This window comes from Rhizobium sp. 2YAF20, assembly GCF_052114685.1.
GTDB lineage: Bacteria > Pseudomonadota > Alphaproteobacteria > Rhizobiales > Rhizobiaceae > Rhizobium.
The window spans coordinates 109,129-133,746 of sequence record NZ_JBFRFF010000013.1; the positions used below are offsets into that span (position 1 = coordinate 109,129).

General features: G+C 60.9%; 16 protein-coding genes and 2 pseudogenes. 8 read left to right on the forward strand and 10 right to left on the reverse strand.

Annotated elements, in window-relative coordinates:
• From AB4Z52_RS17150 to AB4Z52_RS17160, 3 genes are read right to left on the reverse strand one after another with little or no spacing between them, the layout of a single operon-like run.
• On the reverse strand, positions 1 to 2,670 hold the full coding sequence (locus tag AB4Z52_RS17150) for a carbohydrate-binding protein (RefSeq protein WP_442219132.1): 2,670 nt from the start codon (positions 2,668 to 2,670) through the stop codon (positions 1 to 3).
• Entirely contained in the window at positions 2,667 to 6,230 is a 3,564-nt protein-coding gene (locus AB4Z52_RS17155) for a molybdopterin cofactor-binding domain-containing protein (RefSeq protein WP_442219133.1), read from the reverse strand. Before AB4Z52_RS17155 ends, AB4Z52_RS17150 begins: the two co-directional genes overlap by 4 nt.
• Positions 6,227 to 6,727: a (2Fe-2S)-binding protein gene (locus AB4Z52_RS17160; protein WP_442219134.1), complete on the reverse strand. Its 501-nt coding sequence runs from the start codon at positions 6,725 to 6,727 to the stop codon at positions 6,227 to 6,229. The genes AB4Z52_RS17155 and AB4Z52_RS17160 overlap by 4 nt, the downstream gene beginning before the upstream one ends.
• Before the next feature lie 323 nt (positions 6,728 to 7,050).
• Between AB4Z52_RS17160 and AB4Z52_RS17165 the strand changes: the two genes are divergently transcribed.
• Genes AB4Z52_RS17165 through AB4Z52_RS17175 form a run of 3 tightly spaced genes read left to right on the forward strand, consistent with a single transcriptional unit; the run spans position 7,051 to position 8,698 of the window.
• Positions 7,051 to 7,380, forward strand: a complete 330-nt coding sequence (locus AB4Z52_RS17165; protein WP_442219135.1) for an XdhC family protein — start codon at positions 7,051 to 7,053, stop codon at positions 7,378 to 7,380.
• Positions 7,377 to 8,078 (forward strand): XdhC family protein, encoded by a 702-nt coding sequence (locus AB4Z52_RS17170; RefSeq protein ID WP_442219136.1) that lies wholly within the window; start codon positions 7,377 to 7,379, stop codon positions 8,076 to 8,078. Before AB4Z52_RS17165 ends, AB4Z52_RS17170 begins: the two co-directional genes overlap by 4 nt.
• The gene (locus tag AB4Z52_RS17175) at positions 8,075 to 8,698 is read left to right on the forward strand and encodes a nucleotidyltransferase family protein (protein WP_442219137.1); all 624 of its coding nucleotides are present in this window, start codon (positions 8,075 to 8,077) and stop codon (positions 8,696 to 8,698) included. The genes AB4Z52_RS17170 and AB4Z52_RS17175 overlap by 4 nt, the downstream gene beginning before the upstream one ends.
• Positions 8,699 to 8,704: 6 nt before the next feature.
• Here AB4Z52_RS17175 and AB4Z52_RS17180 read toward each other — a convergent pair whose 3' ends face one another.
• Complete coding sequence (locus tag AB4Z52_RS17180) at positions 8,705 to 10,063, reverse strand: sigma-54-dependent transcriptional regulator (RefSeq protein WP_442219138.1); 1,359 nt, start codon at positions 10,061 to 10,063, stop codon at positions 8,705 to 8,707.
• Positions 10,060 to 11,937, reverse strand: coding sequence for a sensor histidine kinase (locus tag AB4Z52_RS17185; protein ID WP_442219139.1), 1,878 nt, complete (start codon positions 11,935 to 11,937; stop codon positions 10,060 to 10,062). The genes AB4Z52_RS17180 and AB4Z52_RS17185 overlap by 4 nt, the downstream gene beginning before the upstream one ends.
• A gap of 218 nt (positions 11,938 to 12,155) precedes the next feature.
• Between AB4Z52_RS17185 and AB4Z52_RS17190 the strand changes: the two genes are divergently transcribed.
• Together AB4Z52_RS17190 and AB4Z52_RS17195 are read left to right on the forward strand one after the other, a co-directional pair.
• Complete coding sequence (locus AB4Z52_RS17190; RefSeq protein WP_442219140.1) at positions 12,156 to 13,493, forward strand: dicarboxylate/amino acid:cation symporter; 1,338 nt, start codon at positions 12,156 to 12,158, stop codon at positions 13,491 to 13,493.
• Positions 13,494 to 13,913: 420 nt separating this feature from the next.
• Positions 13,914 to 14,345, forward strand: a complete 432-nt coding sequence (locus AB4Z52_RS17195) for an FAD-linked oxidase C-terminal domain-containing protein (protein WP_442219141.1) — start codon at positions 13,914 to 13,916, stop codon at positions 14,343 to 14,345.
• A gap of 6 nt (positions 14,346 to 14,351) precedes the next feature.
• Here the strand turns inward: AB4Z52_RS17195 and AB4Z52_RS17200 are convergent, their stop codons facing one another.
• Complete coding sequence (locus AB4Z52_RS17200) at positions 14,352 to 14,933, reverse strand: winged helix DNA-binding protein (protein WP_442219142.1); 582 nt, start codon at positions 14,931 to 14,933, stop codon at positions 14,352 to 14,354.
• Positions 14,934 to 15,052: 119 nt separating this feature from the next.
• Between AB4Z52_RS17200 and AB4Z52_RS17205 the strand changes: the two genes are divergently transcribed.
• On the forward strand, positions 15,053 to 18,673 hold the full coding sequence (locus AB4Z52_RS17205) for a hydantoinase B/oxoprolinase family protein (RefSeq protein ID WP_442219143.1): 3,621 nt from the start codon (positions 15,053 to 15,055) through the stop codon (positions 18,671 to 18,673).
• Between the two features lie 66 nt (positions 18,674 to 18,739).
• Here AB4Z52_RS17205 and AB4Z52_RS17210 read toward each other — a convergent pair whose 3' ends face one another.
• Together AB4Z52_RS17210 and AB4Z52_RS17215 are read right to left on the reverse strand one after the other, a co-directional pair.
• The gene (locus tag AB4Z52_RS17210; protein ID WP_442219144.1) at positions 18,740 to 18,901 is read right to left on the reverse strand and encodes a hypothetical protein; all 162 of its coding nucleotides are present in this window, start codon (positions 18,899 to 18,901) and stop codon (positions 18,740 to 18,742) included.
• 7 nt (positions 18,902 to 18,908) lie between these two features.
• Positions 18,909 to 20,213 carry an NRAMP family divalent metal transporter gene (locus AB4Z52_RS17215; RefSeq protein WP_442219145.1) on the reverse strand — a complete coding sequence of 435 codons (1,305 nt, stop codon included), beginning with the start codon at positions 20,211 to 20,213 and terminating at the stop codon, positions 18,909 to 18,911.
• A 327-nt stretch (positions 20,214 to 20,540) separates the two neighbouring features.
• Between AB4Z52_RS17215 and AB4Z52_RS17220 the strand changes: the two are divergent.
• Positions 20,541 to 20,852 (forward strand): annotated as a pseudogene (locus AB4Z52_RS17220) (ABC transporter permease); the annotation flags it as partial.
• A 50-nt stretch (positions 20,853 to 20,902) separates the two neighbouring features.
• On the opposite strand, the gene AB4Z52_RS17225 reads toward AB4Z52_RS17220, so the two are convergent.
• Complete coding sequence (locus AB4Z52_RS17225) at positions 20,903 to 22,900, reverse strand: putative bifunctional diguanylate cyclase/phosphodiesterase (RefSeq protein ID WP_442219146.1); 1,998 nt, start codon at positions 22,898 to 22,900, stop codon at positions 20,903 to 20,905.
• Between the two features lie 309 nt (positions 22,901 to 23,209).
• Between AB4Z52_RS17225 and AB4Z52_RS17230 the strand changes: the two genes are divergently transcribed.
• Positions 23,210 to 24,253, forward strand: coding sequence for a class I SAM-dependent methyltransferase (locus AB4Z52_RS17230; RefSeq protein WP_442219147.1), 1,044 nt, complete (start codon positions 23,210 to 23,212; stop codon positions 24,251 to 24,253).
• 130 nt (positions 24,254 to 24,383) lie between these two features.
• On the opposite strand, the pseudogene AB4Z52_RS17235 reads toward AB4Z52_RS17230, so the two are convergent.
• Positions 24,384 to 24,618, reverse strand: a pseudogene (locus tag AB4Z52_RS17235) (sugar ABC transporter ATP-binding protein); the annotation flags it as partial.

The following is a 24,618-nucleotide window of genomic DNA, read 5'->3' on the forward strand; positions in this document are numbered from 1 at the left end:
TCAATCATCTCTCCGAAATGTCTGGGGGAAGAACAGCAGCCGAGGCGGCTGCGTCAAGCCACTTTCATCGGGCCACGTTGTTCCAGCGTAAGGCGTCCCGGCATAATAGCGGTTCGCCGCCGTGTTGGTAATTTCAAGCACCACGTGATGAATGCCGATCGACGGCACGCCAAGGTCGAAGCGAAACGGCGGGTGATGACAGGCGCCGACAAACCGGCCATCCAGATAGGCTGTCGCGGCTACGGAAACACCCGGAAGATCCAGAACGACCTGTGCCGTCTCGCCGATCTCGATCCGGCGCGAATAGATGCCCGCTCCCGAGAAGGACGCATGGCCTTGCAACTGCCAGCCTGCGTCGACACATATCGGTCCCGGCCTTTCCGTTTCCGACGTCTCGAACGTCCAGCCCTCATTCAACGTTTCGAAACGGTAGGGGGAAGAGGCGGCGTCTCGGATTGCTACCGGTTGCGAAGACTTTGCCGCTGCGGCACGAAGGCGAAGGCAGACGAGTTGTTCGGGATCGAGGCTGATGTCGAGCAACGAAGCGAAAGCCGGGGCGGTTCGCGTCCCGCTCTTTGCGTCCCAAATCTCGAATTCCAGCTCCGAGATGCCGTTTATGCCGGCCCTGGAGATATCGGCGCCGTCGTTGAACAGGACCATCCGCGTCCAGCCATCCGCGTCGGTGCCCATGGCGTTGGCGACTGAACCCTTGGCGATCACCTCGAAACATGGCCTGGGGAGCAACGCCGCAAAATCCCGGACTGCCTCACGGGACGGTGCGTGGGACGACTGGGCGTTCGTGTCAAAACCTCGCCGTCCGGCAGCGCCGGAAAGCCAGACATGGACGCCTGCGTCCTGCAGATCAAGGATGGTGCCCTCTAGTTGTTCAAGTTCAAAGCTCGAAAGGCCGGGCAGGACGAGCGCGGCGAACGACAGGCCGTTCGCCGTGAACGTTCCCTCGCCGATTTCGGCCATCGACAGGCTCTTTGCATCGAGGATCATGAAACCGCAGGACAAAGCTGAGAGATGCTCGCACCATGCGCCGAACTGGATCGCGTGCTCATGTCTCGGACCCTTCTCCCAAGCGGTCTGCAAGGGATAGAACACGGCCACCTGCGTTGCCGGGACGATGTCTTCGAGGAACGCCGAAAGACGCGAGGTCTCCAGGGCCATCGCCCGGTGGTGCGGCCACCAGGGCTCGAAATTCAAGCCGGGCGCAAAGTCGAAGCGCGGGTTGGTGAACAGTCGGGGATCGTTGTCGTAGCCGTCGGTCTGATACAGGCCATGCATCACCACCTGCCGCGCGCCGGCCATATGCAGCCTGATCGACTGCAAGCGCAACGTCGCCGGCGCCAACTCCCACTGGCCGGCGGCTCTACGCCCGGTTCGCAGCGCAGTCGCATAGATCTCGACCATGGTTCTCGAACGCCCGTTGGCCCACGCCACCGAATCGCCGAGCTTCGGCGCAAGCTGGGCGACAAAGTTGTTCGCATCGACCGCCGTCTCGTCCCGCAAGGCGTCCAGGCCGAAGAAATCGACCGCCGGTGCCACGCGGGGATCGATCGAGCTGAAGCCGCCATTGAGACTGAAGCCGCCGACATGGGGTAGGATCTCGTGGCCCGTAAGCCGAAGGCCGAGATCGCGGCAGAACGACTTCACCGGCCCGAAGAAGGATTCGTAGAGCAGTTTCGTATAGGTCTCGTAGAAGCTGGCCCTGAGGGCGCCCGTATCGGCGCCAAGATCGTAGAGCAGCGCGAGCAGAACAGCGTGGATCGGCCGGCCGCAGGCGATATTCGCCCTTTGGGCGAGTTCTGGACAATAGAGCAGGCTGTTTGCGAGGTTCCCCTCCATTTCCGCCCATTTATAGAAGCCGGGAGCTGGCTGGTCGAAGAACAGGAATTGCAGGGTTTCGGGAATGAGGTTTCCAAGCGCGACCGCGTAGGGCTTCAGTCCGACCTCGACGAAACGCGCTCCGGCTTGCGCAAGCAGATAGTTGGGAAGCCGCGACGTCCGGCATCGGGCCGAGAGAAACACCGTCAGTCGTTCGCCACCGGCAATATCGCAGTCGGCGATGAATTCGCATCCGCTCTCGGTCACTGTGATGGCGACATGCGAAGTGACGTCGCGAATATCTGCGCCGGTTATTGATTGCGCCGGATGAACGGCGGCGGTGACGAGTTCCCAATCACTGAAGCGAGGGATCCCACCCTCATAGAGCCATTGTGCGATATCAGCGCCCATGCTCGCGATGATCGGCGCCTCGATCGATGTTATCTCCCCTTTCAGGCCCTCGACGGTCGCCCAGAAAAGGTGTCTCTCGCGCAGGTGGTCCGCGCCCTCGACCGTCAGGCCGCCTGCCTGACCGCTCGTCCAATTGTAGTCGTCATAAAGGCCGGCGACGAGGCCGAACCTTGCCATGATCGACACTGCCTCGGCATAGCAATCGAGAAATGCCGCTGACATATAGAGCGATCGAGGAAAAGCAAGACGGGTCTGGATGAGGATCGTGCCGTAGCCCTTGTCGGCAAAGTCCGTGAGCTGGCGGGTCATCTCCTGTCTGGTCGGCAGCGAATGCCAGAACCAGTATGCGGCCGGCTTGAAGCGGGCCTCCGGCTCGGCGAACCACGCCTCGGCAAGCCCTGCTGTCCCGGCACGCGCCTGTTCGGTCATCGTGTCGTCCATTCCGAATGGGAAATCGCGCGAGCGCTGGCGGCTGCCGGCGCAAGGTCTTCCCAGGCTGGCTTGTCCGGTGCGAAGCGAGCGCGCAGATAGGCCGTCAGATCGGCAAGCTGGTTGTCGTTGTAGCTTCGCCCATAGGAGGGCATCGACATGATTTCGGCGTTCTCTTTCGAAAGCAGCGCCGGGGCGTCCATGCCGTGAAGGACCGCCTGGAGCACGTTTTCGGGCCGCGCGGCATGGACTGCCGAGCTCAATGCCAGCGCAGAGATCGCCGACTGGGTCTCATGGCAGGCGGTGCACGCGGCCTCGAATATCCTTGCTCCTTGCGGCGCGATCCTTGCAGCGGTATCGCGTGCAGCATTCGCAACCGCCAGCGCCTTTGCCTGTTGCTGCCCGGCGGCGGCGTCCGAGGTCGAATTGAAGCTGGCAAGATAGGTCGCCATCGCGCGGATGTCGCTGTCGGGCAGCGGGGCCATCGACTTCACCACCGCAGCCATTGGCCCGCCCGCGCCGCCATGCCCTTGCGCGGAGCCACGGCGGAGATAGGAGAAAAGCGCCTCTTCGCTCCAGCCGACAGGCGCATAGCCTACGCCGTTGAGTGCCGGCGCGTGCCAGCCGTCGGCAAAGCCGCCGCCGAGATGAGATGCGCCACCAATCTCTGCGCCCAATGCGTTCCTCGGGCTATGGCAAGCAGAACAGTGCCCCAGCGTTTCGACTAGATAGGCGCCGCGGTTCCAGCTCGCGCTTTGGCCGGTGTCCGCCTTCAGCGGGGCCGATCCGGCGAACAATGCGTTCCAGCCTGACATGAGCGGGCGGATGCTGAACGGAAACCGGAGCTTCGACGTTGGGCCGGGTTTTGCGATCGGCTGCTGTACCATCAGGTAGGCGTAGAGCGATTGAAGATCAGCATCGTGAGCGCCGGCGAAGGAGGGATAGGGATGGACGGGGTAGAGATGATGCCCGTCCCGGCTCACACCGCTTCTCATCGCCCGTTCGAAGGCCGGATAGGACCATGTCCCGATACCTGTCGCCTCGTCGGGGGAGATATTCGTCGCATAGACGGTGCCGAAAGGCGTGTCGAACGGACGGCCGCCCGCAAAGGACGCGCCGTCGATGCCGACATGGCAGACGTCGCAGGCGCCCGCTGCCGCCGCCAGTCGGCCCTTTTCGATTGTCGCCGCCGAGAAGGTGTCCGAGGCGGGTCGCGCGATTTCGGGATAGGCGCCCCGCCAGGGCGAGGCGGCGAGCAGGCCGCCGGCAACGATGCTTGCACAGATCGCGCCAATGCTGGCAAGGACTGACCCTCGGCGCCATGACGGACGGTCCTCGGACTTTGACGATGGCAATGAGGTTTGAATTCGTTGATCGCCTAGCGCTGCAAGGACGCGCTCAGGTGTCAGCGGCAGCTCGCGAAACCGGATCCCAGTAGCATCGAAGACAGCGTTGACGATCGCCGCAGCGCTCGGCACGGAGGCGGATTCACCGGCGCCGCGCGGCTCTTCGTTCTGCCTCGGCATCATCAGGACGTCGATTTCGGGAACCTCCTGGAAGGTCAGGATCGGATAGCTTCCCCATTCGGCACTTTCCACCGCGGTGTCGGTGAAGGAGACCTGTTCCTTCAGGACCCGGCTGGTCGATTGAATGACGTTGCCGTGGATCTGGTGACGCACGCCATCCGGGTTGATCATCATCCCGGAATCCTGGCCGACCGTGACACGCGTCACTGCGATCTCGCCGGTTCTGCGGTTGACCGCGACGTCGGCAACCCAGGCCGACCACGCCGCGGGTGTCCCGGGAAATTTGCCATGGACATAGAGGGCGTAGGCAAAGCCACGCCCATAAAGCAGCTCGCCCTCGCTTCCCATCGTCCCAGTCTGGGTGCGCGGCGTCCATGCTGCCCGCTCGGTCACCGCCCTCACCAGATCGACGGCGCGGGGGTCTTTCAGATAGCGCAGGCGATATTCGACCGGATCCACCCTCGCGGCAAAGGCAAGCTCGTCGATATAGCTCTCGTGAGCAAAGCTGTTCGGCATGGCCGACACGCCCCGGAACCATGAGGCTCGTGCGATGGGCGGCATGTCATGGACGGTCACGCGCATGTTGCCGAAGGCGTATGGCGGAATCGCCGTTCGGTCGCCCATGTCGAGTGCTGCGCCTTTGTTCGAGACCTTGCCGGTCAGGATGAGCGCAAGCGTCGGCGCCAGATTCGAGGGGTAGCGGCTATCGAAATCATAGGCTGCCGGGCCGCCTTCAAGGTCGAGCCCGCCCTTGACGTCGACGACCTGGCCAGCGCCTTTCGGCTCCCAGCCGTTCTCCTGTTCTCTCGTGAGCTGCACCCGCACAGGCCGGCCGACTGCGCGCGAAAGCAGTGCTGCATCCGCCGTGACGTCGTCGGAGCAATTGCGCCCGTAACAACCCGCCGCCTCTAGCCGCTCGACGGTCACTGCCTCCTCCGGCATGTCCATCAGCAGCGCGAGATCGCGGCGCATTGGGTACGGGTTTTGCGTTCCGGACCAGACGGTCAGCCGTTCCGGGCTCCAGTCGGCCACGGCACAGGATGGTCCTATCGAGGCATGCATCTGAAAGGGCCAGACATAGCTTCGATCGATGCGAGGGGAAGCGCCGGCAAGGGCCAATTCGATGTTGCCCTGGTCCGCCAGGACACGGGCTGTCGCGGGATTGTCGCGGATCGCCTGTTCGGGGTTATTGAGGTCGGGTAGCAATGGTGGAGCCCGCCATTCGACCCTCAGCCGTTCGGCCGCCGCCGCCGCATTTTCCTCCCTTGTCGCGACCACTCCGACAAAGTCGCCGATCGCGACGACCGCGACAATTCCGTCAATACCGTCGATCGACGCCTCGTCGATGCCGACGAGGCTATGGCCGACGTGGTCGCCGCTATCGAAGCCGATATAGGGAGGCCGTACGACGCGGCCGTGAAGCATTCCCGGCACGCGAAGGTCGTGAACATAATTCCAGGAGCCGGTTGCCTTGGCGGCGATGTCGTTGCGGGGTTGAGGCTTGCCAACCAAGCGATATGCATCGACGGCCTTGACCGCGATTAAGGGATTGATTTCGAGGCGGACATGGCGACCGGTGATCAATTCGCCGATGGTGATGGACCAGTTGGCCGGCGCTTCCGGGCTGATTACCCCGTCTTCCACCGTCAGCATCGCCGGATCGACGCCACGCAGGCGGGCGGCCTGCTCAACCAGATATCGCCTGGCAGTCGCCGCCGCCTGGCGCAGCGGCACGGCACTGACCTGTATGGTTTCGCTGGCAATCGTCGCCCCCTGGTCCGGCGCGATGGTGGTCGTGCCGAGAACCATGCTTACCTGCTCGAAAGCCACGTCGAGCTCCTCGGCGACGATCTGTGCCAGCGACGTGCGAATGCCGGTGCCAAGATCGACCTTGCCATTGAAGGCCGTGGCGGTGCCGTCTGGAAAGATCGCGAGAAAGATCTCGGGATCCGGCCCATTTCGGGATCTGACCACGAGAAGGATGTCGGGCGATTGGAGATATTGCGCGCGGGGGACGTCCTGCTGAACGGTCATGCGCACTCTCCGCCGGCCGACAGACGTGCAGAAACGGTATCGCGGGCGCGCCTGGCCGCTGCAAGGATTTCCATGTGGGTGCCGCAACGACAGAGCTGATGGGTCAAGGCCCCTCGGATTTCGGCTTCGCTGGCCTCAGGCTTTTCGTTCAGGAGGCCGGTGATCGCAATGATCATGCCGTTCACACAGTAGCCGCATTGCGCCGCCTGTTCCTTGACGAAAGCGTCCTGGACATAATGGAGGCGGTCGGCCGTACCCAGTCCTTCCAGCGTCACAATCTCCCGTCCTTCGACCGCCGCCACAGCAATCGTGCAGGATCGCACCGAGCGACCATCGACAAGGACCGCACATGCGCCGCACTCGCCAAGGCCGCAGCCATATTTGGGGCCATTGAGCCCTAGGTCATTGCGCAGGACGAAGAGGAGAGGTGTTTCCGGCGGTAATTCCAAGACGTGCGTGGTGCCGTTTACGGCAAGGGTCATCGTTTCCGACCGCATCAGATGCTCCCGCGCGGAGCGAGGCGATCCGCTTGGCCAACAGGATATGCCGATTGATCGCTGCGTGTCGAATCACCGGCAAGCGCGACTGCGGCGGCATCCGCCACCTCGAAGCTATTCATCCGTCCGTTCCCTGGAAGCTTGACGCTTCTTCATTTGTGTACGAATGATTGCTGGACGGCGTCGATCTGTCAACAGTCAACTTCGCTTGGCTTTGATTGTCGATAGCAGGTCGCCGACAGCCGCCGTTCGCAATGTGCTTCGGCCGGGATATTCTTCTTGCCGCAGCCGTTTTTCTATCGATAAATCGCATTGAGGATGGAATGACGATGGAGACAATTCCCGAAGCCCTGTCGGTTGCTGAGGATTGGCACGGTTCCGGGCGGAGCGTGGCTATCGCCACCGTTATCCAGACCTGGGGCTCGGCGCCGCGGCCGGTCGGCAGCCATCTGGTGATCGACGCCGAGGGAAATTTTGAAGGCTCCGTCTCCGGCGGATGCGTAGAGGGAGCGATCATCTCCGAGGCAATCGAAGTGATCGAAAGCGGCGAGCCGAGGATGCTCGATTTCGGCGTCGCCGACGAGACCGCCTGGGCGGTGGGGCTTGCCTGTGGCGGACAAATCCGCGTCTATGTCGAGAAACTTACGCCATGAAGATATCCAGCCTCTACGCGCTGAACGAGGCGCTGCGGAAACGTCAGGCCGCCGTCCATGTCACCGACCTGTCGCGCGGCGAAGACTGGGTTTTCGTCGAGGGCCAGCAAGTTCGCCATCCCATGGCGGCGGAGATCTCGAAGGCGCTGGAGACCGGCAAATCCGTCGTCGTCGACAGCGGCGATGACGAGATATTCCTGAATGCCCAACGGCCACCACCCGTCATCATCATCATTGGTGCGGTCCACATCAGCCAGTCCCTGGCGCGGATTGCCCGATTTGCAGGTTTCGATGTCTGCATCATCGATCCGAGAACTGCCTTTGCCTCGGCGGGGCGCTTCAAGGATATCGATGTGACGGCCGAGTGGCCGGCCGATGTTTTGCAAGACAGGCCGCTTGACCGGTACACCGCCCTGGTCGCCGTCAGCCACGATCCGAAGATTGACGATTGGCCGATCATGGAGGCGCTGACACGAGGGTGCTTTTATGTCGGGGCGCTGGGCAGCCGGAAAACGCATGTGTCACGACTGGAGAGACTGCGCCAACAGGGACTGACGGACGGCGATCTGTCGCGGATACACGCCCCGATCGGCCTCGATATCGGCGCGGCCAACCCGGCCGAGATTGCGGTCGCAATCCTGGCCGAGATCATCCAGGCGGCGCGATCGCCGATACGCTCGCGGGCCGAGGCAAGATGACCGTGACCGAGGGTATCACGGTTGCAATCGTACTGCTGGCCGCCGGCAAGGCCACCCGCATGGGCGAGGCAGGGCAGCATAAGCTTCTTTCGGAATTTGACGGCGTGCCGTTAGTGCGACGATCCGCAGAGGTGGCGATTGCGAGCGGCGCGACTTCGCTCATTGTGGTAACAGGCCATCGCAGCGATGAAATCGAGCACGCCCTTTCTTCGTTGTCGCTCGATATCGTAAACAACCCCGACTTCGCCTCCGGCATGGCGAGCTCGCTAATCGTTGGAATGTCGGCAGAGGCCGCGCGCAAGGCTGATGGCGTCATGATCATGCTCGCGGACATGCCCGCCTTGACCGCCGCTGACCTGATGGCGCTTATGTCAGCGTTTCGAGGAGCATCCGGCAAGGCCATTGTCCGGGCGACATCGCAAGGCCGGCGTGGCAACCCCGTGATACTGCCGCAGTCCCTGGTGCCGAGAGTTCTGGAGCTTAGGGGCGATGTGGGTGCGCGCAGCGTCATAGAGAATTCGGGGCTTGCCTTTGTCGACGTTGACATCGGTGCGGGTGCGGTCATCGACGTCGATACGCCGGAAGAGGTTATCGCGGCCGGCGGTCGGTTGAAAGGTTAAGCGGCCTCACTGTGATGATCTGGCGAAATCGCCTCTGACGATGCCGTGGCGTTGAAGCTTGTCGTAGAAGGTTTTGCGGGGAATGCCGAGCGCTTCGATCGTTTTACGAATGTCACCATCGTTGAGCGTCAGCGTCTCGCGGATGATATCGGCTTCATATCGCTCGACGCGTGAAGGCAGAGGCAGCGTCGCGTCGGAGATCGCGCTTTGATTTGGCTTGGCGGTGAGCGTCGGCTCCAATCCGAGGACGAAGCGCTCGGCGAAATGCGACAGCTCACGCACATTCCCCGGCCAGTCATGGCTGAGAAGGTAGGACTGCAGATCGGCCGGGATGCACGGCACCGGCCGCTTGAAGCGGGTGGCGGCGCGCTCGGTGAAATACCCGAAGAGCAGAGGGATATCGTCGCGCCGATCGCGAAGCGGCGGGATGCTGATCGTCACCACGTTGAGACGATAGTAGAGATCCTCGCGGAAATCGGCGCGCTGGCGTGGATCGGCGAGATCGACCTTGGCCGCCGCAACCACCCGGAGATCGACCGGCCGAACCTCATTGGTGCCAAGCGGCGTCACTTCGCGCATTTCCAGCACGCGAAGCATCTGCACCTGCGTTGAGGGTGGCATGCTCTCGATCTCGTCGAGGAAAAGCGTGCCGCCGCTGGCATGTTCGATGCGGCCGATCCGCTTCTTCTGCGCGCCGGTAAAAGCGCCAGGCTCGTGCCCGAAGAGCTCGCTCTCGATGACGGTTTCCGGCAAGGCACCGCAATTGAGCGCGACGAAATTGCCTTGCGAGCGGCGGCTCCAGCGATGGAGGAGGCTTGCCACCACTTCCTTGCCGCTGCCGGTTTCGCCGGTCACGAGTACATCCACGTCGGTGTCGGCAATCTGTCGGAGCGTGTGGCGCAACCGTTCCATGGCGGGCGTCTGGCCAATCAGCGGCAGGCTATCCTGCGCCTGTTCCGCCACGGCCCGCAGCGCGCGGTTTTCCATGATGAGGCGACGCTTTTCCGCTGCTCGCTTGACGCTTTGAACAAGGCGATCGGTGGCGAAGGGTTTGGCAATAAAATCATAGGCGCCGTCCTGGATCGATTTCACCGCCATTTGGATATCGCCATGCCCGGTCATCAGAATGACCGGCAGATCCTCGTCCATCCGCCGCACCCGATCAAAGAGTTGCAGCCCGTCGATCTCCGGCATGCGGATATCGGAGACGATCACGGCAACTGTGCCTGGATCGAGCGCCGAAAGCGCGTCAGTGGCGCTGGAAAACGCGGATACGAAAAAGCCGGCAAGTTCCAGCGTCTGCTTCGTCGCCCGCAGCAAATCCCTGTCGTCGTCGATGAGAAAGATCTGTGATGTGTTGCTCATAAAACGACCTTGCGCAGATGGATGGTGAAGCGGGTTCCGGTTTCGTCGCTTTCGACGTCGATGCGGCCGCCGTAGTCGGCAACGATATCCTTCGAGATGACCAGGCCAAGGCCGAGGCCTTTTTCCTTTGAGGTGTTGAAGGGAGTGAACAGCGACTGCAGAATTGCCAGGGGAATACCGGGGCCGTTGTCGGACACGGTGACCTCAACGTCGTCGGCGGTCTCGCGTGTCGCTACCTCGACCCTTGCCTGGTCGCGGCCCTCCAATGCTTCAAGCGCATTTTGAAACAGATTGATCAGCACTTGCTCAAGCCGCACGCGCGTGCCGATCACCGCAAGGCCCGCTTGCGGAAGATCGATTGCCAGTGCATCGATCCGGCCGGCAAAGCGGCTTCTCAACAGCACCACTGCGCCTTCGATGGCGCCGCGCAGTTCGACCGGTTCTGCCGCACTCCGCCCCTTGCGGGCGAATGCCTTCAACTCCTCGGTGATGGTGCCGATCCGCTCCGTCAGCGCCGCGATGAAATTGAGATTTTCCCTCACGGGGGCGATCTGCTGCCGCTCCAGAAAGATATTGGCATTGTCTGCATAGGCGCGGATGGTTGCGACCGGCTGGTTGATCTCATGGGCGACGCCGGCTGCCACCTGGCCGAGAATAGCTAGGCGATTTGCCTGCACCAGCTCCTGCTGGACGACCTGCAGCTTCGCCTCGGTCGTCCGGTGGTCGGCAATCTCCGCCTCCAGACGGTCGCGGGCGCGGCTGAGGTCTTCCGTGCGTTCAAGCACGCGCCGCTCGAGCTCCTCCCGCGCTATTCTGCCGACCGCGATCTGCATCGCTGAGGCCAGGCGCCGCCGCAGCAAAAAGGCCGCGATCGCAAAGATCGGCAGCAGGGTGGTCAACACCAGAAAGCGCGCTTCGCGCTCAGAGGAGGCGACGACCGGTTCCATCGGGATCAGATAGTTCAGTTGCCAGGGCGTCGAAGGAATTGTTGTCGTCAGGCGCAGAAATTCTTCGGCCCGAGTTCCCGGCAGGACCGCCTGGACGGTGAATGCATCTGGACCGATTGCCTGAGGAGGCGTGATCGGCAAGGACGCCAGCGGTGCGTCGCCAAATTGCAGGCTGTTGCGGATGACGGCGCGGTCATTCGTTGAAAGCGGCGAAGTCGTCATGAAGCGCCAGGACGGAATGCTGGTGATCAGCACCACGCCGTGCTCATCGGTAACGTAAGTCGGGCGGGCAGCTTCGCGCCAGTCCGCCTCGAGTTGGTCGAATTCCATCTTGACGACCACGACGCCGAGCGGTGCTTCCGGCGAGCCGACCCGGCGGGAGATGTAGAGGCCGGGCCGATTGCTGACATTGCCGAGCGCGAAATGCTCCGCCGTCCCGGTTTCCATGGCGCGACGAAAATAATCACGGAAAGAATAGTCATTTCCCACGAAGCTCGATGGCTCATGCCAATTGCTGGACGCGATGGCGACGCCATCGGCACCGGTGACATAAAGCACAGAAGCCTTGGTGCCGGACACGAGGCTTTCGAGCTTGCGGTCGAGCGTGGCCACGGGATCACGCCCGGTGGACGCGAGCGCATCATGAACCTGCTGGTCGTCGGCCAAAAGCAGCGGCAAGGCGCGGGGGCGCTCGAGAACCGCTCGAAGCAGCGCCACCTTCAGGTTCGCATCGGTTCGGCCCTGCTCCTGGAGCGCTCCAATTGCCGCGATGCGGCCGTAAACATTTGCGCTGTAAAGCGCTGCGGCAACGACGATCCCAAAGAGAATAGCAAAGGCGAACCAGACACGGCGGGAGCGCCGATCCAGTTGTTCAGGCGTCGAAGATTGTTCGGTGGCGGGCCGATGCAGCATGGGCATATTGTGCATGATTTCGCCCGCACCGCAATTCAAGTTGTGCGGATTGTCGCACAAATGTCGAGCCATGTTCAAACAATTTCCGGTAGGATGCCAATATTTCAAAGGCTTACGAGAGTAACCGCAATCTGGCACGCCCGTTGCTACACTAAGCCCAGACAGTCGGAGGCTGTTGAAAACAGGTCATTGCCCGGAGGGCCGAGAGATCGGTTGGGCAAACGGAGGACATCATGATTGCATCCACTGCCGCTACCGGCCCAACGCAGGGCAAGCTTCCCTTTTACAGGCATCTCTATGCGCAAGTGCTCGCCGCCATCGCCGCCGGCATTCTGCTTGGCCATTTCTATCCGCAAGTCGGCGCCTCGATGCAGCCGCTCGGCGATGCTTTCATCAAGCTCGTGCGCATGGTCATTGCGCCCGTTATCTTTCTGACTGTGTCGACAGGCATCGCCGGCATGTCGGACTTGAAGAAATTCGGTCGCGTCGTCGGCAAGGCGCTGGCCTATTTCTTCGTTTTCTCGACCCTGGCGCTGGTTGTCGGCCTCATCGTCTCGAATGTCCTGCAGCCGGGCGCCGGCATGCACATCGACCCGGCGACACTGGATACGAAGGCCGTCACCAACTATGCGGCGCAAGCCCATGATGCCACCGTTGTCGGCTTCCTGATGAACATCATTCCCGACACCATCGTCGGTGCGTTCGCCAAGGGCGACATTCTTCAGGTCCTGTTTTTCTCGGTGGTCTTCGGCATTGCGCTTGGCGCGGTTGGCGAGCGTGGAAAACCGGTGCAGGATTTCCTACAGGCCCTGGTGGCTCCGATTTTCCGTCTGGTCGCGATCCTGATGAAGTTCGCGCCGATCGGTGCCTTCGGTGCCATGGCCTTCACCATCGGCAAGTATGGCATCGGCGCGATTGCCAATCTCGCATTTCTGATCGGGACATTCTATCTAACCTCAATCCTGTTCGTGCTTGTCGTTCTCGGCGCCGTTGCCCGCTACAATGGCTTCTCGATCCTGGCGCTGCTGCGCTACATCAAGGAAGAGCTGCTTCTGGTCCTCGGGACATCGTCCTCTGAGGCGGCCTTGCCTGGACTGATGAACAAGATGGAACGCGCCGGCTGCAAGCGTTCCGTGGTCGGTCTCGTCATTCCGACCGGCTATTCCTTCAATCTCGACGGCACCAACATCTACATGACGCTGGCCGCACTCTTCATTGCCCAGGCGACCGACATACACCTGACGCTCGGCGACCAGGTACTCCTACTGCTGGTGGCGATGCTGAGCTCGAAGGGCGCAGCCGGCATTACCGGCGCCGGCTTCATCACCCTGGCTGCGACGCTATCGGTGGTGCCCTCGGTACCGATCGCCGGCATGGCGCTGATCCTCGGCATCGACCGCTTCATGTCGGAGTGCCGGGCGCTTACCAACCTTGTCGGCAATGCTGTTGCAACCATCGTCGTCGCACGTTGGGAGAATGAGCTCGACCAGACAAAGTTCGCCGCTGCCATGGCAGGTGAGTTGTCCGGCGATCCGGACGCGATCGAGCCTGTACTGCAAGCTGCCGAGTAAACGCGTGACCTTGTCGTCGTTGGCGACAACGATGAGACTGAGATACCGAATGATCGGGGGCGCTCACGCGCCCCTGATGAGGTCTGCAGCCCTCTCGCTCCTTGCGGTCGCCATCACGATCGATCGCAACAAGATCGCGTTCATCAAATGAAGAGGGTTCCCCGGAGGCGGGCTTTTCTTAGATCTTCTTGGGCCTTGATGGCGATATCGATGCCACCGCGCAAGATCAGCTCGAACGCGGTCGGGGCCACAGCATCCTCAACCGAGCCGAGGCCCACCAGCGCCGTCTCGACCTCAGTCGGGCGCGGAAAAATCTTGAGCGCCGCGCCAGTTATGATGCCGAGCGTCCCCTCGCTGAGGGCATGGGGGCCGAGGAGGTCGAGGCCCTGTTTCGCGCAGCCGAAGAGGTTTATCTTCGACGTGATCGACCGCTATGGCGGCTCGATCAGCGCGGAACACGGCATCGGTCGTGTCAAGCAGAAGGCCTATCTGGCGCGGGCCGATGCGGTTTCGCTGGAGCTGGTGGACCTCATCAAGGATGCGCTGGACCCATCGCATATCCTGAGCGAGGGGGCGGATTCTCCCCGCTCGCCCTGTGGGAGGCAAACGGGATCGATGACGCTGAAACTCGACAAGGTCAATCGGGCCGCATCTTTCGACATTGGTTGCAAGCTCGATCTGGCGCGAGATCACGCAAGGGGAGCAACTTTGCTTGAGTGCGCCATTCGAGCCGATCAATCGGCATCGGCCGGCCGGACCGTATCGCAGAAAACACGGGCTGGTCGCGCCACGAAATTCCGCAAGAACTGTCGAGCGCTGTGGGGGCCGTTTCGTAGTAGCACCCGGCTGTAAACCTCTTTAAAGGGTGGCCGCAGCGCGTGCCGCCTGATTGAAGGCACCGGACATGAAACGAAGAACGGCAGCCAGTTCGGAAAGCGTTTCCTCGGAAGGGCGGGCATTTGCGGTGGAATCGACCAGCAGGCGCTCTCGGATCTCGGCGTAGCGGCCACAGGCCTCAGCGCCCCTTTCGGAGATCTTCACCGTCTTTTCCTTGGCGGCGCGGCCGGTCGACAAAAGACCGGCTGCCTCAAGCTTTCGAATTGCATATGTAGCGACATGCGTATCTTCGATATCGAGAACGAGGCAGATATCGGCGAGCTTCTTCTCCCGGCCGCGATGGCGGATCGAATGCAGGATCAGCACTTCCATCGGCGAAAGACCGGGAAGCCCCGCAGCGGACATGCAGCGCACCATCCAGCGCTCAAAGGCGTGCCATGAAAGGATGAGACCATATTCGGCTTCCGACAGGCCCGGGGAGCCGCCCTCGGCGAGATGGGCGGAGGAGACAATAGGGCCGATCGATGCGATCGGTCGCAAATGCTTGGGCAACCGTTTCGGTTCGTTATTATGGCGGGCCCGATTTTTCGGTTCTTCCGTCATTTACTTCACCTCCATCTTGACGAAATAATGTAGTCATTTTATCGATATTTTGTCAACGACCGTATAGCTCATGTTTTCATCGTGCTTATGAAGTGAGCAGTGGATCGAAGGAGCGGGACATGAATGGGGCATTGAACAAGACGTGGGATTTCTGGATCGATCGCGGCGGCACGTTCACGGATATTGTCGCCCGAGCTCCCGACGGCCAGCTGCATGCGCGCAAGATTCTCTCGGAAAATCCGTCCGTGTACCGTGACGCGGCTGTTCATGGCATCCGCCTTCACCTCGGTCTGGCCACCGGCGAGCCTATCCCGGTGGGCCTGATCGGCGAGATCCGCATGGGGACGACCGTGGCGACGAACGCGCTTCTGGAGCGCAAGGGCGAGCGGCTGGCGTTGGTAACGACCAAGGGATTTGGCGATGCCTTGCGTATCGGATATCAGGAGCGCAAGAGGATATTCGCAACCGAGATCATCAAGCCGGAAGCCCTCTACGATGATGTCGTCGAGATCGAAGAGCGTGTCCTGGCTGACGGCACCGTCGAGCTGGCGCTGGACGAGGAGGCAGCCAAGGCAGCCCTGAGCGCATTGCGCGCCAGGGGCTATCGTGCCATCGCGATTGTCTTCATGCATGCCTATAAATTCCCCGAACACGAGGCCGTCGTTGCCAGGATCGCGCGGGCTATCGGTTTTGAGCAGGTTTCCGTCAGTCACGAGGTCTCGCCGCTGATCAAGCTGGTCGGCCGTGGCGACACGACGGTTGTCGACGCCTATCTCTCTCCTGTGCTCGGGCGCTATGTCGCGCAGGTCTCTGACGAGCTCGACATTGGGCGCATCGGCGCGCGAGTCATGTTCATGATGTCGTCAGGCGGGTTGACGGCCGCCGATATGTTCCAGGGCAAGGACGCAATCCTGTCCGGGCCCGCGGGCGGCGTGGTGGGCCTGGCCAAGACCGGCGAGCAGGCCGGTTTTTCGCATGTCATCGGCTTTGACATGGGCGGCACGTCGACCGACGTCGCGCATTTCGACGGCGAATACGAGCGTTCCTTCGAGACCGAGGTGGCTGGCGTGCGCGTCCGCGCGCCGATGATGTTGATCCATACGGTCGCTGCCGGCGGCGGTTCCATCCTCCATTTTGACAATGGCCGCTTCCGCGTCGGACCGGAATCGGCCGGTGCCCAGCCTGGCCCCGCTTGCTATCGCAACGGGGGGCCGCTTGCCGTCACGGATGCTAATGTCATGACCGGCAAATTGCTGCCGGAATTCTTTCCGGCGATTTTCGGACCGAACCAGAACCAGCCGCTCGACGTCGAAACGGTGCGGACCAAATTCGAGGCGCTGGCAGAGGAGATCGGCGATGGCCGCAGTGCGCAAGAGGTGGCGGACGGCTTCATCCGCATCGCCGTTGCCAATATGGTCGAGGCGATCAAAAAGATTTCCGTCCAGCGCGGCTATGACGTCACCCGCTATGCGTTGAATTGCTTCGGTGGTGCCGGCGGCCAGCACGCCTGTCTTGTTGCAGACGCGCTGGGGATGACGAGCATCCTGCTGCATCCGATGTCAGGCCTGCTATCCGCCTATGGCATGGGGCTCGCCGACATCCGTGCCACCCGGCAAAAGGCGCTGGGCGTCGGGCTCGACGATCAGGCGCCAGCCGAAATTGCGGCGCTGGGCAAGGCGTTGCAGAACGAGTGCCTGCCGGAACTGGAGGCACAGGGCGTTCGCTCCGCCGACATCCGAACGGTGTTGCGGGCGCACATCCGCTATGCCGGCACCGACACGGTGCTTGCGGTCGAAGCGCGCTTCCCGGAACACGACGACGCGGCGCGGCTGCGCCACGAATTCGAGATTTTGCACAGGCGCCGTTTCGGTTTTGTTGCCGAGGACAAGCCGCTTTCGGTCGAAGCCATCGAGGTCGAGAGCATCGGCGGCGCCGCGGCTGAGATCGATACCGAACTTGAGGTTCGCAGCGACGGCGAGGCCGAGGCGAAACTTACGACGCGGTTTCATTCGCAGGGATTGGCCCATGATGCCGCCGTCGTCCTGCGCGAGACGATGCGGCCGGGCCAGACGGTGACCGGCCCGGCAATCGTCATCGAGCCGAACCAGACGATTGTCATTGAAGACGGCTGGCAGGCGCGGCTGACCATCAAGGATCATATCGTCCTTGCCAGGATCAAGGCGCGGCCGGAGCGCACGGCGATCGGCACCAAGGCCGATCCTGTCATGCTGGAGATCTTCAACAATCTCTTCATGTCGATTGCCGAACAGATGGGCGTGACGCTGCAGAACACCGCCTACTCGGTCAACATCAAGGAGCGGCTGGATTTCTCCTGTGCCGTGTTCGACGCCGAGGGCAATCTCGTCGCCAATGCGCCGCATATGCCGGTGCATCTGGGCTCCATGGATGCATCCGTTGCCACGGCCATCCGCGAGAACGCAGTCATTGAGCCGGGCGACGTGTTCCTGATCAACGCGCCCTATAACGGCGGAACGCACCTGCCTGACCTTACCGTGTGCACGCCTGTCTTCGACAATGAGGGCCGGCGCATCCGGTTCTGGGTCGCAAGCCGGGGCCATCACGCCGATATCGGCGGCATTTCGCCCGGATCCATGTCACCGCTTGCGACCAATATCGATGAGGAAGGCGTCTATATCGACAACTTCAAGCTCCTCGAGCGCGGCCGCTTTCGCGAAAAGGAACTGGCAACACTTTTGACCGGCGCGCACTATCCCGTCCGCAACCTTACCCAGAACGTCAACGATCTGAGGGCGCAGGTAGCCGCGAACGAGAAGGGTGTCGCCGAACTCTCAAAGATGATCGCGCTCTTCGGTGAAGAGGTTGTCGATGCCTATATGGGCCATGTCCAGGACAATGCTGCCGAAAGCGTGCGCCGCGTTCTCGACCGGCTTCCGGACGGAAGCTTTAGCTATGAGATGGATCAGGGCTGCAGCATCGTCGTCAAGGTGACGATCGACAGGCAAGAGCGCGAGGCAACTGTCGATTTCACCGGCACTTCGCCGCAGCGCGCGGACAATTTCAACGCGCCGCGGCCTGTGACGCGGGCGGCCGTCCTCTATGTCTTCCGCGTTCTCGTCGAGGCTGATATCCCGATGAATGCGGGCTGCCTTCGGCCGATCCGCATCGTCATCCCCGACGGCACGATGCTGACGCCGCAATATCCCGCCGCCGTCGTCGCCGGCAACGTGGAGGTGAGCCAGGCGGTCACCAACTGCTTGTTCGGCGCAGTCGGTGCGATGGCAGCGGCGCAAGGGACCATGAACAATCTCACCTTCGGCAACGACCAGTACCAATATTATGAGACGATCTGCTCCGGCGCGCCGGCAGGCCCCGGCTTCAATGGTGCCGACGCCGTGCACACGCATATGACCAATTCGCGCCTGACGGACCCCGAGATCCTCGAGACCCGTTTCCCCGTGGTGCTTGAAGATTTCCACATCCGCCCGAACTCCGGCGGCCGCGGCCGCTGGACGGCCGGCAACGGCACGAAACGCATCATCCGGACCCGGGAAAAACTGCAATTTGCCATCCTCTCCGGCCATCGCCGCATAGCACCCTTCGGGCTGGAAGGCGGCGATCCCGGCGAGATCGGCCGCAACTATGTGCGTCGCAACGACGGCTCGATAGAGGAACTTTCCGGCAGCGACCACACCGAGCTTGAGGCCGGCGAGGCCTTCACGGTCGTCACCCCGACCGGCGGCGGATACGGAAAGCGGTAAGGCTTTCCGTAGGCCCGGTTTACTTGTGATGCGGCTCGCCCGACGCAGGGATGCGCTTCAGAGGCGCTACGAAGCGAATGATGGTCTGGTCAACAGGATCATGACGAGGATCGTGAGGACGGTCATGGGAAAGGCGATCGCAAAGACGATTGCGATCAGCCGGAGATCGAGATAGCCCCGTGTTTCGAAGGAAGGGCATTGGGAGAAACAGGCTGAGTGGGTATTCATGAGGCGGCTAGGTTCCCCATGTGGCAAACAGGCCGATCGCAGCGGCAGCCATGACCAATGTGGCGAGCCAGCCCACGATCTTCAGCCCGACAGGCAATCGAAAGTCGCCCATGGCCGGCCGGTTGCTCGACAGGTGCATCATCATCACCATGACGGGAACTGCGACGACGCCATTGATCACCGCACTCCAGAACAGGGCCTTGATCGGATCGATAGGACTGAAATTGAGGCTGGCTCCGAGCAGTGTCGCAACCGCGATGGCTCCGTAAAACTCCTTGGCTCGCCCGGCGTCGCGTGAGAGCCCCACATGCCATCCAAGTGTCTCGCCAAGCGCATAGGCGGACGACCCGGCAAGCACCGGGAGGGCGAGCAGTCCGGTCCCGATGATGCCAAGAGCGAAGATGAAGAATGCGAAGGGTCCGGCGATCGGGCGAAGTGCCTCGGCGGCCTGGGAAGACGTCTGGATATCTGTCACGCCATGGGCATTGAGGGTCGCTGCCGTCGTCAGAATGATGAACAGTGCGACGGCGTTCGAGAGGAACATGCCGAGATAGGTGTCGATGCGGATACGCTGAAACTCCGGCTCCGCCTGTTCCGGAGCGCGCTCGAGCGGCTTTGCCCGAGGCCGTTCCTTGACCTCTTCGACCTCCTCTTCGGCTTGCCAGAAGAAGAGATAGGGGCTGATCGTCGTTCCAAGGATCGCGACCACGGCGGTGATATATGATCCGTCGAACGTGACATGCGGAACGACAAGATTAAAGCCGACTGTCTTCCAGGGGATTTGTACCACCAGCGCGACGCCGACATAGGCAAAGAGCGACAAAGTCAGCCATTTCAAGATCGAGACGTAGCGTGCATAGCGCGCAAAGACCTCGAGCAGCACTGTGACGAGCCCGAACAAGGCGACATAGACAAGCTCCGGCCCCCCGATCAGCAGTTTGAGGGAAGCACCCATCGCGCCAAGATCTGCCCCTATGTTGATGATATTCGCAATCACCAGCAGCGATACGACACCATAGACGATACTCGATGGATAGTGCTTCTTCAGATTGCCGGCGATGCCGCGTCCGGTCACCCGCCCGATGCGGGCGCTGATCTCCTGAATGGCACACATCAACGGCCAGCTGAAGAGCATGACCCAGCTCATGGAATAGCCGAACTGCGCGCCCGCTTGCGAATAGGTCGCAATGCCGCTCGGATCGTCGTCGGAGGCTCCGGTAATCAGGCCCGGACCGACGATTTGCAAAAGCTTGGGCCGATCCGGCTGTTTGATCACTCGGGTCGGCTCGGGCTCGGCGGCATTGGGGTCCATTGCTGTTTCACCTTCCTGATCGAGCGTCGGAAAGAAGACCTGTGGACGCTGCGCCTACAGCAACACCCTAGCGGGGCTTTTGTTCAATCTGGACTGTGAGCAATTATCGAGGGGCGAGAGTTGGCTTCGCCGCACATGAGATCGAGATCATCTCGCGGCACGTGGCCTAGGGGAGGGCAGGCTGTCACGCGACAATCGTCGGCGACGTGCTTTGCCGCGGGACGAGAGAGAAGCCCAGGTCAATTTTCTCGACCCCCAACCGCGTGGACGCATCCAGCGAAGCGAGGATCTTCTCGGCGAGCTTGCCGGCTTCGTAGCGGCGGGTGGCTAATTGCCTTCGTCATCTCAGGCGGATTGAGTGCGCTCGGCGGTGTCCTTCTGGCCGGCTATGCTTCGAAGGCATCGCAGTCGATGGGCGATGCCTATCTGCTTCCCTCGATTGCCGCGGTCGTGTTCGGCGGCACGCATGTGCTCGGTGGTAAAGGCTCATACCTGGGGACCGTCGCCGGCGTCATCCTCATCACGCTGCTGCAATCCATCCTGTCCGTCATGCAGATCGAAGAAGCGGGGAGGCAGCTGATCTATGGTGCCGTGATCATTTGCATGCTTCTATTATATGGCCGCCAGAAACCTGTCTGAACCGGATATCAGGGTGCCGCCACGCGGCGCAAGTGAGGCTTCGACGGCAATCATGCCTGTCTCAGGAGATTGCTCTCAACAACCTCTACCATGGGCTTTCCAATGATATATTCGGCGGGAGCAGGGCGGCCGACATGGAAGCCCTGGACCTGATCAATCTGGAATTCGCGCATCAGCGCCAATTGCTCTTCACTCTCGACACCCTCAACCAGGATCTTATGGCCGCGATTTCGCACAAGGCCGATGATGTCCTGGAGCATAACCCTTCCCTTTGGCGTGGTGCAGTCGTGAAGGAAGGAGCGGTCAATCTTGACGGTGTCGAAATCGATGATGCGAAGCCAGGAAAGACCGGCAAAGCCCGTTCCGAAGTCATCGAGCCAGATCTTGATCCCCAGTTTCTTCAGATCGCTGATGCAGCGCAGAATATGCGAGTCGGTCTCCAATTCGAGACCTTCGGTAATTTCGAACACCAGTTTTTCGCCGTCAACGCCCGTTTCGTGCAGGATGGCTGCCACCGAGGCCGCAAAGCCGGGCGTCCGCAGCTGGATAGGTGAAACATTGACAGTCGCGACATCTACGCGATCTTCGATCAAAAGTTCTGTGCATACGGTTCGCAGGGCCCAACGCCCGAGGGCGAGGATGGCGCCGGTTCGCTCCGCAACGGGAATGAAGGTGCTTGGCGGAATAGACGTGCCATCCAACAATCGAAGGCGCATCAGGGCCTCGACTGCCGCTACCCCGCCCGACGCAACGTTATGGATGGGCTGATAGACCAATGATACCAGATTTTGGGCAATGGCGATTTTGAGCAGGGCTGCAATATTTTCGCTTTCGTCGCCGCTCTGGGGGTCGTTCGGATCGAAAATGCGCACGCAGTTTCGGCCGTTGGCCTTGGCGCCATAGAGCGCGCGGTCGGCCTCATGGATCAGCTTTTCGAGCTTGGCGCTGCCGGCCTGGTTTCTCGTTAACGTGGCGCCGACGCTGACGGTGACGATCGACATGCCATCGCGTCGCTCCTGGTGTATCTGGGCCAGATTTTCCACAGTCCGGCGGATGGTCTCCGCAAGACGGGCGACCTGGTCCACCGTCTCCATATGGGCGAGAACGATGAATTCCTCGCCACCATATCTGCCGATCGATCCGTTAAACTGTCTTATCGACTCTCTAAGCGCACTTGTCACCAGAACGAGGCAGCGGTCGCCTTCCTGGTGCCCGTAAAAGTCGTTGTACTTCTTGAAGAAGTCGACATCGATGAGGATCGCGGCGAAGCTCTTTCCAAGCTTTTGCCAGTCATCCCAATATTCCCGCAATCTCTGGTCGATCGCACGACGGTTTTCCAGGCCAGTCAGGGGGTCCGTATTGGACAGCCGTAACAGGGCCTTGCCGCGGTCGGATGCTTCCTGGTGTTGGATCTTCGCCTCAAGCGCATTCAGGAAGACATTGTAACGCTCCACATTGAGCTTCCAGTTCACATAGGATGTGAAAATGAAGCAGGAGACGTAAAAGGTTCCGAAAGCCAGCTTGTAGAAATAATTTCCGGGAAAGAAGTACAACGATATGAAGAAGACAATCAGCACGATGCTGGAAGCGATAACGGAAAGGCGAAACCGGAAGCTGAAAAACAGGTTGGCGCCCATCATGAAGATCGCGCCGAAGATCATGTAGTAGGAAAAATTCTGCACCTGTCCGGTCATCATCGCCGGAGTGAGCCAGCCGACATAACCCAAAACGAGAGCTACAGCACAGGTTATGTTAAGCCAGTCGGAGTGGAGTTTCATCCGAAACTGCAACTCGATTGCTATGATCACGACGGTGACGACGGCGAAGCGCGCCGCAATTGTGTAGGCGGAGACATCCCAGATCAGCATGATGTCGGTGATCGAAAACAACAAATAGACGGCAACTGCCATCCATAGTCCCTGGCGAGCGGCTTTCCTGCGAAAGGGATCACCCTCCTGGCGGTAGAGCATGCGAAGCTCCGCTGCCAAGGGCCGGCGCCGTTGGTTGAGCAAATCCAGTTCAATGACGTCCGCTAACGTGTGCTTCATGCACTGGCCCATCGATTTGTGCCGCGTCCCGAGGAGATCCGGCATTGTAGTCCAAAAGCGCGTCGCATCCCGTCCCGTGTGGACAAGCACTCCAGATCCGATCGTGTCGCAACGAACGGATGTTTCACGGCGGATCCTAGCGCAAGCCTCATAAACTATCCTTAACTCGTCACCACAGGCAGTAGGCCTGTGTCCCTGGTTGGCCAAGGACGCCAGAGCGAATTTCCCCCCATCAAAGCAGACAAATTGAGTCGCGCAGTGCTGTTCTTCCCCCTATAGTTACCGAAATGTTAACGGGCGAATCTCACTGTGAGTCAATTTATGATCTCTTTTGACGGCCAGAGTCTTATCACTCCCTCCGCTATCGCAGGCGAACTTACCTCACTAGAACCCAACGTTTTCGAAGAACAATTTGCCATCGGGCAAGGCGAACTCGCCCTTAGCCTGAGTATTGCACTGCAACAATTCGAGAGCGGCGTAGCGCCGACTGACATAATACATCGCCTTGCCGCACAGCTTCATGTGACGCGAGGTAAATTTCATCCCAGGGTTTGGCAAGAGCTTGTAGGTATCGCCCAAAACCATCCGGTCTCACGATTTTTTCTTGAGGATCCGTTCACGAAGTGGTCGTTCGAGAAACCGAGAGGATACTCCGGCGACGCACAGCTTCTCGACTTCATATATGGTCACACGAGCGTCGGCGAGGCGATTGCACAGGCCTCCCCGCTCGGTCGGGCGCTCTATAGCTATACAAGGGACGCTTCCTCGTCGGTCGCTGTTCGCGAGCGACGCGATCTGTTGACGCGGCATGTCGACGAGATCGCCTCTGAACGCGGGCGGGATACCGAGATCCTGACAATTGCCGCCGGACATCTGCGCGAGGCCAATCGTTCGGTGGCCTTGCAGGAGAAGTCGATCAAACGCTGGGTGGCGCTCGATCAGGATCCCCTCAGTGTAGGATCGATCGCGCGAGACTTCACCGGTACATGCGTGGAGGCGATTGACGGTTCGGTTAAGAGCCTATTAACGCGGACCCAAAAACTTGGCGAATTCGATTTCATTTACGCAGCCGGCCTATACGACTATCTGACACACAACGTCGCGGTGAAGCTGACGCAGAGATGCCTGCAGATGCTGAAACCTGGCGGCGTCTTTCTCTTTGCCAACTTCTCAAGCGACATAGTGGTGGACGGATACATGGAGACGTTCATGAATTGGGCGCTCCTGTTGCGCTCGGACGTCGACATGTGGGCGATCATCCATGCGTCCAAGGGCGGCGGCAACCTCGACGCCAAGGTGAAGTTCGGCGCAAACCGAAACATCGTCTATGGCTTCATCCGCAAGCCTCTTTGAAGACTGCGCGCTGCAAGGGGAGGTCTCGCTCGACCAAGCCAGCCTCAATCGTCTGCTTGCTGCGACGTCAGCCATCTTGATGGCCAAGGTATATTCGACCTTCGGCGGCACTTCATCTGCCCGCCTTGCCTTACCCACCGATCATGAGTTTGACGACTTCGTCGTGGTTTGTGTCCTTGATGTTTCGTTGTCCGGCGACGATGCCGCGGCGCAGGACGATGATGCGGTCTGAGACGGCGAAGATGTCCTGGAGATTGTGGGAGATGAAGACGACGCCGCGGCCCTGTGCTTTGAGCGATTTGATGAGGGCGACGACCTTGCGCTGTTCGGGGACGCCGAGGGCGGCGGTTGGTTCGTCCATGATG